Below are 10860 nucleotides of genomic sequence, written 5' to 3' on the forward strand. Positions count from 1 at the left end.
ATTATTGATGAAAAATTCTTATCAACAAGTTATAAATCAATATAAGACTATTGAATTAAGAACTCGTATTGATGCAGCCTCACCCCATGAACTAATCAATTTGTTATTACAAGGGGCAAGAACTCATATTGCCACAGCCCAAGGCAATATTGATCGAAGTGAAATTCAAGAAAAAGGAGAACATATTAGTAAAGCACTAAGTATTATCGAAGGCTTAAAAACCAGTTTAAATCATGAACAAGGCGGCGACATAGCAAAGAACTTACTCCAAATATACATGCATATTGAATATTTGCTGTTAAAGGCCAATCTTAATAATGACAAGGAACTATTAGCTCAGTCCAATTCATTGCTGGCACAAGTGCATGAAGCTTGGCAAAAAGTTTCTCCAAACCATTCAGAATCAGATGCGTCAGCTTCCTCCTAATATTATTGACCTATAATCTAGCGAGAAGCATGTTGGAGTCAACGCCTTGAATGCACTTTCATTGTGCTCAAGGCTACAATTTTTATATTTTCAACTGAGCCCAGTTGGGTTTAATTCTTTTGATTTTTCATTACGAACCAATTGTTCAAAAACCTCCTGGGGCGTTGTTATTGATTATCAATTTGCTCCACCTTGATGACAGGGTCATCAACATCATATCGTTCCGCCAATATCGGCAATGCAAACTAGAGATGAATTTTACTGAATTTCTTGATTGCAGGCATCGAAAAACTCTCTTAAAAGCATAGACATAAAAATCTTTCTTCAATTATGTTCATAGCGCCAAACGCCATCCCAATGAGCAGGCGATGTGTTTTCTAAAATTCGACAGCGTTCAATATATACTGAGGCCAATTGATCTCCTGGGTAGGCAGGAGTAAGCCTCATAAAAGCTTTGATACTTTTTTCCCAAAGGCCTTTTTGATATAGGGAAAATGCTTCAGTAAATTCTTCTTTGTGTTGCTTAAGATTTTCAAGATCTTGAGCAGTGATTAGTTCATAAATCGCGATGCTTTTCCGTTTACCTCGTACAGCAACCTTATCTAATAAGCGAAAAGGGAATTTTTCAGATACGTGGGTGAACGTATCATGGCTCACAATAATTTGAGTATAATAATTTTTATTAATTGATTCCAAGCGGCTTGCTAAATTCACTGAATCACCTAAGGCCGTATAACTAAGTCTGTCTTCAGAGCCTACATTACCAATAATGGCCTCACCGGTGTGAATACCAATTCGGATATTAAATTCAGGAAACTCTTCTCTCTTATGCTTTTGATTTAACTTTTTAATACGTTCTTGCATCGCTCTGGCTGTTTCACAAGCATGAAATACATGTTGTTCATCTTTTACAGGAGCATTCCAAATGGCCATAACTGCATCACCAATGTATTTATCAAGTGTACCTTCATGTTGAATCACTACTTCAGTCATACACTGAAAATAATCAGATAAATAAGTCATCAATTTTTGAGGAGAAGTTGATTCTGAAATTGTTGCAAAATTCTGGATATCAGAAAATAAAATGGTAGTTATTTGATTTTGGCCGCCAACCTCGGCGACTTTTCTAGTACGCACTAATTTTTTGACTAAAGAACGAGGAACATAACGCTGAAAAGAGGTTAAACTTGAGCGTAAGGTAAATAACGCTCGATCCAAATAACTCACTTCTTTAATCATAGTTTTTAGCAATGGCCTTGAGCCAAGATTAAACATCCTGATTTTTTTTGCCTCTTCAGCTAATTGAATGATAGGAGTTGATATTCGCTGTGAGACGATACGAACTAACATTACGCCAATAAATAAAACGAAGATAGTTAAAAGGATATAACCTTTGCTTAACTTTTGAAGAGGTGCTATCGCATCATATTCAGGGGTAATGATGATAATATGCCAAGGTCCAGCCCCCGATTTATTGAATATCGGTTGGTATGAGTAAAAATATCTTTGATGTTCATACACATAAGAGTTTTTTATTGGATGAAAATCATTAACTCTTAGTAAATCTGATGGAATATCAAGCTTCTTTATCAAATCAGGATCTAATTTTTTTCCCCGAATGTCCTCGTGACGTCGGGGATCACGAAAAGCGATGATGTTTGAATCATTATTAATGACATAAATCATCGTGTTTTTCGTCAATTCCAGTTCGTTGATAAATTGTTGTAGCCCATTGATTGTTAGTGCAATTGCAACAACCCCTTTTAGCTTTTTATTTTTATCGTATATTGGAGCAGCAACAGTGACACCAGGCTTTTTACCGAACAGATAAAATTTATATGCATTAGTCCATATAGGTTTTCCATTTTGTACAACTTCTTGGTACCAAGGACGACTTCTTGGATCATAGCGACCGGTAATCGATTCTTTTTTAACTATTTTCCCTTGTTTATCCAACTCATAATGAATATTAGCAAAAGGTGGTTTGGAGTTAACTATGTGGATTAATTGAAGTCCTATTTTTCCTTCTCTATTTATATTAAAAAAATCACCATTCGCTGCACCATAATGAATCATAAACATTTCGGGGTTATATCGGATTGTTTCAAAAAGAAATTGCCCAAATAACTTCTGATTATCTGGGTCAATAATATCATTACCAATCGCATCTCTTATTTCAATTAAACTATGGTTTAAAGGGTCTAAATAGACATGAAATCGTTCTTTAACCAGCAAAGATGTTTTTGCAATTAAATCCTTTGCACTATTGTTGAGAACTTTATTGAACGCCAGATAATTAATACCAATGATAGTAAAACCTACCAGACTTAACAAAAAAATAAATAAGGTAATAATACTAGTGCGTATGCTAACTTTAAAATTACTAGCCATAATTTTTCAACATGTTAATTAGAGTCTATTGACATTTCATTTAATTCCACCTAAATCCTGCACTTTATGAGTGGAAACGATACAGAGTCACACTAAAATGTACCTATTTTTAAATCGGCCTTTACTGGTTTTCGCGCATAAAGCACGCAACGTACGCTAATGAAGAAATTGTCAACAGACCCTAGAAAATTAGGAGGCATCTCGATGATTATAGACTATCTCATATATTGATTTTTTATGTTGCTTCCTTGTAAATTGAGCTCTATTTACTCTAGGCATCTTGCCCTATCTTTGCTGGCGACTGAGGCTTTTTTTCGATTAAAGAAATTAAAGCACCTAGAAAGATTCTATCCTAAATTTAACTGAATATTCCATGAAAAAGTAACGAGAGAACATTTTATCTTAATCGAAGTGGCATCACCTATTTGATTGGATTCATCCTTGAGCCAACAAGATGTAAATTAATAATCTGCTTAAAGCGCAGCATTTCAAGCTTACTCTTGGTATCATGTAAGGGAATCGTATTTATTTTAAACTTTTTTAAGTGTTTACCTCATTGTTCATCTCGCCATTCCAGCTAAGGCCATTAGCTATTTTTTCATAGCACCACAAGTACACCATCTTCATGAGTTATGAAAAACTCAGGTTATAAATGCACAATAAAACAACTCTTTAACCAAGCAATAAGTTATAAAAATTATAGGTTAATTAAGTTAATAATATAGAGCTTATATAATTTTAAAGTTATTTTTTAAAGTGTCGCTATAGAGAGTACAACAGCTTAAATTGAGATCATTTATGAAACTTATGATATCAATGACAGTCTCTATATACTTATTGACAATGAGTCAGCTCGCTCTCGGCCATACGCGATACGGTGAAACTCTATGTAATTCACCAGATTACTTTTGCATGAAAGTTAAAAATGGCGAAAGTTGGGATAATTTGTTTCCTAATGCTGAAGAGCGAGACATGGTGCGACGAATTAATCGTATGAATGTCTCATTACGCCCAGGAATGACTATTGCTGTCCCCAAAAACATCGATCGCTTGACAATCTATGATGTTTCACCCTTCCCTAGATATATTGACTCCGAAGGAGAAAAAACAATTTATGTAAGTCAAAAAAAATTAGCGTGGGCTGCATACGATCAAGATGGTGAACTACTCTGGTGGGGGCCTATTTCATCAGGAATAGGAAAGTGCACTGGTGTTATTGGGGGGTGTAGTACACCAACAGGTTCTTTTCGAGTAATTCGAAAACAAGATATAGACTGTGTTTCCACTGTATTCCCGAGAAGAGCTGATGGTAATGATGGTGGCGCTCTAATGCCCTATTGCATGCATTTTTTCAGAGGCTATGCACTGCATGGCAGTTATGAAGTACCCGGATACAGAGCAAGTCACGGTTGTGTCAGGATGTTTATTGAGGATGCCCGCTGGCTTAATGAAGAATTTATTGACCTGCCGGGTGATGGTATGAAAGGTACTCGCGTAGTGATTGATCCGGCTGATTACTCAAATGAGTAGTAGACAATTTATGTACAATCTGTTAATATTTTATATGGTGAAATTTATACGTTTGTGTGATAACGTTGACCGTTGACTTTGCGATATAAAAAAACTGCATTACAAGTGATGTAGGGTTTTGGCAACCTAACCCTATGAGGCTTTTCCCAGTTTTATTCACAATACATACTTCGCATACTCACAAAATGAAATTTTAGAGTGCGCCAGAGTAAGGAAGAAGCGCAGGTTGAGAAAATTAAATACGAGCATCTTTTTGCGATTGAAGAATGCCTTAGATGATTGGCCGGGATAATACTAAGCCCTTACTTTATGACTGAAGTAGTTTATAAAAGATCAATTCCATGTAGATGAATTTGGAGAATTATAAAAGCATGACATATTACAATACACAGTCCGAATCAGTAGCTAATTTCAGGATACAATCAATAATGCCTTGGATGGTATGGGGCTTGGGTTGTTTATTTTATTTTTATGAATGTCTTTTACAAGTGTCTCCCAGTGTTATGAGTAACGAATTAATGAGAGATTTCGCAGTTACCAGTCAAACATTGGGAATTCTATCTGGTGTCTATTTCTATTCCTATGCAGCAATGCAATTACCTGGTGGCGTGTTAATGGACTATTTTGGTCCACAACGATTGTTAACTCTAGCGACCATTGTTTGTGCTGTGAGCACTATCGCATTCGGAATGACTGATAACTTCTTTATGGCCTGTGTAGCTCGATTGATGATAGGCTTTGGTTCAGCTTTTGCCGCCGTAGGTACTATGAAACTCGCTGCAAATTGGTTTCCAGCACAACGTTTTGCCTTGCTTACTGGCCTCATGGTTACCTTGGGAATGTTAGGAGCAATTGGTGGTGAAGCACCTTTAGCATTATTAATTGATAACTTTGGCTGGCGTAACAGCATGCTCATTATGGGAACCACTGGCCTTGTTCTTGCTGTCCTGCTTGTTGCTATTGCTAAAGATACTCCCGAAAAGCAGGAAATATCTCATCATCCAGTTGAAGAGGAACGCGTAATACCCAGCTTATTAACACTAATAAAAAACAAGCAGCTTTGGTTAGTTGCTTGCTATGGTGGTCTAATGTATATGGCAACCCCGGTTTTTTGTGGACTGTGGGGTGTTCCCTTCTTGATGACCAAAATGGCGATCACCAAGACAACCGCAGCAAATTATATTTCTCTAGTGTTCATCGGTTGGGCAATTGCCAGCCCCTTATGGGGAATGTTTTCAAATCGTATTGGTTTACGCAAGCCACCTATGTACATAGGATGCATTGGGGCACTTATCTGTTCTACGATTTTAATTTTTGCTCCAATTAGTAATGAAATATATATGGAAATTTTACTTTTTGCATTTGGTATTTTTTCCGCAGGCTTTTTACCTGCATTTACTGTAGCTAAAGAATTATGCAATAAAAAATCTGTCGCTACAGGTTTAAGTTTTATGAACATGATGAATATGATAGGTATTGCATTGGCACAACCACTCATTGGTTTCATCCTTGACCGGATGTGGAAAGGAGAGCTGAATGGAAATGTTCGAGTGTATCCATTAGCAGCTTACCATACCGGACTTGCTATTATTCCAATAGGGATGCTTATTGCCTTAATTATTTTACCAAAAATTAAAGAAACTTATTGCCAAAGTGTACATTAATGAAATAATACGACACTTCCTGGGATATAGTCGCCTGGGTACAGTAAAGCGGAACCCGGGTTCCCCTGTTACCTTCACTCGGGCTACACATTTTTAAAGTAGATTTGATATGGCTAAAAAATTATACATCAAAACCAACGGCTGCCAGATGAATGAGTACGATTCAACTAAAATGGCAGAAGTTTTGTTGCAATCGCATGGCTTAGTCAAAACGGAAAACGTTGAAGAAGCAGATGTAATATTGCTCAATACATGCTCTATTCGTGAAAAAGCACAAGAGAAAGTTTTTTCTCAATTAGGCCAATGGCGTGAATATAAAGCAAAAAACCCGCATGTAGTGATTGGCGTTGGTGGCTGCGTTGCAAGTCAAGAAGGCGAAGACATCATTAAAAGAGCCCCTTTTGTCGATATCGTTTTTGGCCCACAAACATTACACCGACTTCCTGCATTACTCAATGAACGCGCGGAAAAGAAAAAACCGGTAGTTGATATCAGTTTCCCGGAAATTGAAAAATTTGACCACCTGCCCGCACCAAGAGCCGAAGGTCCGACAGCATTTGTCTCAATTATGGAGGGTTGCAGCAAATACTGCAGCTTCTGTGTTGTACCTTATACTCGTGGCACAGAAATCAGTCGACCATTTGATGATGTGCTTGCTGAATGTTATCAATTAGCAACTCAAGGCGTTAGAGAAATCAATTTATTAGGGCAAAATGTTAACGATTATCGGGGGGTGATGGAAAATGGAGATATTGCTGACTTGGCACTATTAATTCATTATCTTGCTGCCATAGAAGGAATAGGTAGAATTCGTTTTACCACGTCACATCCTTTAGCATTCTCAGATAATTTAATTAATGCTTATGCTGAAGTACCTGAGTTAGCAAATCATCTGCACTTACCGGTACAAAGTGGTTCTGACCGCATATTAGGCTTAATGAAACGAGGTTATACTGCTTTAGAATTCAAATCCAAAATCAGAAAATTGCGTAAAGTACGTCCAGATATTCGCTTATCTACGGACATTATTGTTGGTTTTCCAGGAGAAACAGATAAAGACTTTCAGGACACGATGGATTTGGTTCATGAAATAGGCTTCGATACCTCATTTAGTTTTATTTACAGTCCAAGACCAGGTACCCCTGCTGCGAATTTACCCGATGACACCCCTGTCGAAGTGAAAAAGCAAAGATTGCAGATATTACAAAACAGACTGCTACTGCAAGCATCTCGTTACAGTCAGTCTATGACTGGAAGTATCCAGAGACTATTGGTAACTGGCCACGCTAAAAAAGACTCCCAACAGCTATCTGGTCGTACCGAATGCAATAGAGTGGTGAACTTTGACGGTCCAGCGCATTTAATAGGGCAATTTGTTGATGTTCAAATCAGTGAAGCCTTGCCTAACTCATTACGAGGTCGTCTCATCGCAGTTGAGACTGAAACGATTTGATGATAGAACATATTCATAAAAAACTAACTGTTCCACGCGAGTATCACAATCAACGAATTGACAGTGTGCTCGCGCATTTGCTTCCCGACTATTCTCGTTCGCAAATCAGTAATTGGATCAAAAACGGGACAATAATTCTCAATCAAAAACCATGCAAACCCAAAGACAAAGTGCTAGATGGAGATTTGATTGAAATTAATGTGGATTTTACTTTAACAGACCTGGATTTCAATCATTGTGTGCCTGAAGAAATTCCTTTAAATATTGTGTATGAGGACGAAGATATTCTAGTACTCAATAAACCTGAAAATATGGTAGTTCATCCTGGAGCTGGAAATAAAGAACATACATTGGTTAATGCGTTGCTGCATCATGCACCATCCTTATACCATTTACCCAGGGCGGGCATTATTCATCGATTAGATAAAGATACAACAGGTTTATTAGTCGTAGCAAAAACTCTACCAGCACATACTTCTTTAATACGACAAATGCAAGCTCGCGAAATTCAGCGTCATTATGTTACTTTAGTACAAGGTCATATTATTTCTGGTGGAACGATTGATACTGGTTTTGGACGGCACCCAAGAAATCGATTAAAAATGGCCGTTCAGGAGCAAGGACGACAAGCAATTACCCATTACTCCGTAAAGAAACAATATCAGGATTTTACTTTATTAGATGTCAATCTAATGACTGGACGAACCCATCAAATAAGAGTCCATTTAGCCCACATCCATCATCCTGTAGTTGGTGATCCTTTGTATGGTGGACGTATGAGATTCCCGGCTCATGCCAGCGAACAGTTACGTACTGTACTCCAAGATTTTAAAAGACAAGCACTGCATGCCACTACCCTCTCATTTTATCATCCAAAAATAGAAAATGAGTTGACGTTTAAGGCCCCAATGCCGGATGATTTTAACCTTCTTCTTAACACATTGGACGCGCATTATGAAGACTAACTTAGCTAATTGGCCGGCGCCAAAAAATGTCACGGCCCTGAGTACAACACGTTTATCGGGATATAGCCAAGCTCCTTATGACAGCAATAATATGGGCTTGGGTGTGGGAGATAATGAGCAACATGTACTAAAAAACAGGCAACAACTTGTGGAGATGTTGCATCTGCCTGGTGAGCCTCAATGGTTATCTCAAACTCACAGTACTCATTGTGTTATTGCAGAAGAAGACTCAAACAGAAATGCAGATGCCGCCATAACTCGCTCGTCGAAACACCCTTTAGTGATTCTTACTGCAGATTGCCTGCCTATCATGCTTTGTAATGTACAAGGTACCGAGATTGCAGCTATTCATGCAGGCTGGAAAGGACTAGCTCAGGGTATTATTGAAAATACGCTTGATAAAATGATGAGCCCCACATCTGATGTATTGGCGTGGATAGGCCCATCAATTTGTCAAAAGTGTTATGAAGTGGGTGAGGAGGTATATCAAGCATTTGCCATTAAGTACCCTTTAAGTAAGCAAGCTTTTAAACCCGTTAACGGACAATGGCTGGCTAACTTGCCTCTAATTGCTGAAATTGTTCTGAACTCCAGAGATATTAAAGCAGTTTATCAGTCTGGACTATGTACTTTTGAGTTAAAAAATGAGTTGTATTCCTATCGAAGAACGTCACAAACAGGTAGAATAGCTACCTTAATCTGGTTTAATGATCAACCTCAGGACTAATAATATGATTAAACATATCAAATTCATTATAAGTACCCTGCTTCTTTTTACAGCCTCATTTACCTATGCGGCTAACGAAGCAGATGCCGCTCCCATACCGAGTTTAGCCCCAGCCTTAAAAAACATCATGCCTGCAATCGTGAATGTTGCAGTACAAGGTTATTTACCTGCTAGTGCCACATCACCCAATTCTTCTGGCAATGATGAAGAAGCTCAAAACAGCAGACAGCCGAATCAAACAGCTCCTGAAAAAGGACGTAAATTTGAAAGTATAGGCTCTGGTGTTATCGTAGATGCACAAAACGGGATCATTATTACCAACGATCATGTAATTCGCAACGCAAATCTTGTCACCATCACGTTACAGGATGGCCGACGCTTAAAAGCCAAACTGATTGGCAGCGATAGTGAAACAGACTTAGCTATATTAAAAATTAATGCTACAAACTTAAAATCATTGCCTATAGGCGATTCAGATCAATTACAAGTAGGTGATTTTGTAGTTGCTATTGGAAATCCTTTCGGCTTAAACAGTTTTGGTAATAGTCAGTCTGCAACTTTTGGTATCGTTAGTGCATTAAAACGCAGCGACTTAAACATTGAGGGAGTAGAAAACTTTATCCAAACTGATGCTGCAATTAACCCAGGTAACTCTGGTGGTGCATTGGTTAATACAAAAGGGGAATTGATTGGGATTAATACTGCAATTCTTTCTCCTTACGGTGGTAATGTGGGAATAGGTTTTGCTATACCCATTAACATGGCAAAAGATGTAGCACAGCAAATTATTAAATTCGGCTCAATTCATCGAGGCTTAATGGGTATATTTGTTCAACATTTAACACCTGAACTTGCCCATTCTTTAGGATATCCTGAGGATTTTCAAGGTGCATTGGTATCACAAGTTAATCCAAATTCACCTGCAGAACGGGCTGGATTAAAATCAGGTGATATTATTACCCAAATTAACAATACAAAAATCACACAAGCGACTCAGGTAAAAACAACTATTAGTCTCTTACGTGTCGGTTCAAATGTTAAAATGGTTGTTCAACGTGATGGAAAGACAATCTCCCTGGATGCAGTTGTTACTGACATTAAATCACATGAGCAAAAACTCCAATCAGAAAATCCTTTCCTTTATGGGCTGGCATTAAGAAACTTTGAGCAAGAAACACCTCCTCATGGTAACGTCATTGGTGTACAAGTCGTTGGCGCTTCAGAAACAAGTGCTGGATGGCGTGCTGGTTTAAGACCTGGAGACATTATTATCTCTGCAAATAAAGCACCAGTTAAGGACGTTAAGTCATTACAACAAATTGCTCAACAGAAAAAGCAAGAATTGTTAGTTCAAATATTACGTGGTCCTGGCGCCATGTATTTATTGATCATTTAACTTCTCAAAAAATTGATTCCTGGGTAAAGCATGACGATACCCAGGACTCAACTCTAACGCCATACAAAGTTCGAAATATTAAAGTGTATTCGCTCCAAATATCATACCCCGACTAGCTTTATAAAAAGATATCCTAAATCAGTCTAATTTTTATTAGCTGCTTGGTAGTAGCATGCAAATTAATATTGATGTTTGCATAATCAGTATAGGCGACATGGAGCTTGCCACTTAGTACTCTATTATTACAGGGCGATTTCATCAAAGTTTAAGAATAGAACAGATTGATATGAGAATTCCTAGATGTTTA

The 10860-nt window shown here is 37.8% G+C and carries 8 protein-coding genes; 7 read left to right on the forward strand and 1 reads right to left on the reverse strand.

Features of this window, described 5'->3' with window-relative positions; genetic code table 11:
- Positions 1-7 precede the first annotated feature (7 nt).
- Positions 8-427, forward strand: a complete 420-nt coding sequence (gene fliS, locus DGG96_RS07970; RefSeq protein WP_110142205.1) for a flagellar export chaperone FliS — start codon at positions 8-10, stop codon at positions 425-427.
- 324 nt (positions 428-751) lie between these two features.
- On the opposite strand, the gene DGG96_RS07975 is transcribed toward fliS, so the two are convergent.
- Entirely contained in the window at positions 752-2818 is a 2067-nt protein-coding gene (locus DGG96_RS07975) for an adenylate/guanylate cyclase domain-containing protein (protein WP_110142206.1), read from the reverse strand.
- A gap of 798 nt (positions 2819-3616) precedes the next feature.
- Here DGG96_RS07975 and DGG96_RS07980 point away from each other — a divergent pair.
- The 6 genes from DGG96_RS07980 to DGG96_RS08005 all read left to right on the forward strand — a co-directional run bounded on the left by DGG96_RS07980 (position 3617) and on the right by DGG96_RS08005 (position 10553).
- Entirely contained in the window at positions 3617-4348 is a 732-nt protein-coding gene (locus DGG96_RS07980; protein ID WP_110142207.1) for a L,D-transpeptidase, read from the forward strand.
- Positions 4349-4719: 371 nt separating this feature from the next.
- A complete protein-coding gene (locus DGG96_RS07985; RefSeq protein ID WP_110142208.1) occupies positions 4720-6012 on the forward strand; it encodes an MFS transporter in 1293 nt (430 codons plus the stop codon).
- 109 nt (positions 6013-6121) lie between these two features.
- Positions 6122-7465 (forward strand): tRNA (N6-isopentenyl adenosine(37)-C2)-methylthiotransferase MiaB, encoded by a 1344-nt coding sequence (gene miaB, locus DGG96_RS07990; RefSeq protein ID WP_110142209.1) that lies wholly within the window; start codon positions 6122-6124, stop codon positions 7463-7465.
- Entirely contained in the window at positions 7465-8430 is a 966-nt protein-coding gene (rluD, locus tag DGG96_RS07995) for a 23S rRNA pseudouridine(1911/1915/1917) synthase RluD (RefSeq protein ID WP_110142210.1), read from the forward strand. Before miaB ends, rluD begins: the two co-directional genes overlap by 1 nt.
- Complete coding sequence (gene pgeF / locus DGG96_RS08000; RefSeq protein ID WP_110142211.1) at positions 8420-9157, forward strand: peptidoglycan editing factor PgeF; 738 nt, start codon at positions 8420-8422, stop codon at positions 9155-9157. Before rluD ends, pgeF begins: the two co-directional genes overlap by 11 nt.
- 4 nt (positions 9158-9161) lie before the next feature.
- The gene (locus tag DGG96_RS08005) at positions 9162-10553 is read left to right on the forward strand and encodes a Do family serine endopeptidase (RefSeq protein WP_165831591.1); all 1392 of its coding nucleotides are present in this window, start codon (positions 9162-9164) and stop codon (positions 10551-10553) included.
- Positions 10554-10860: the final 307 nt, after the last annotated feature.

The sequence above is a fragment of the Legionella qingyii genome (assembly GCF_003184185.1).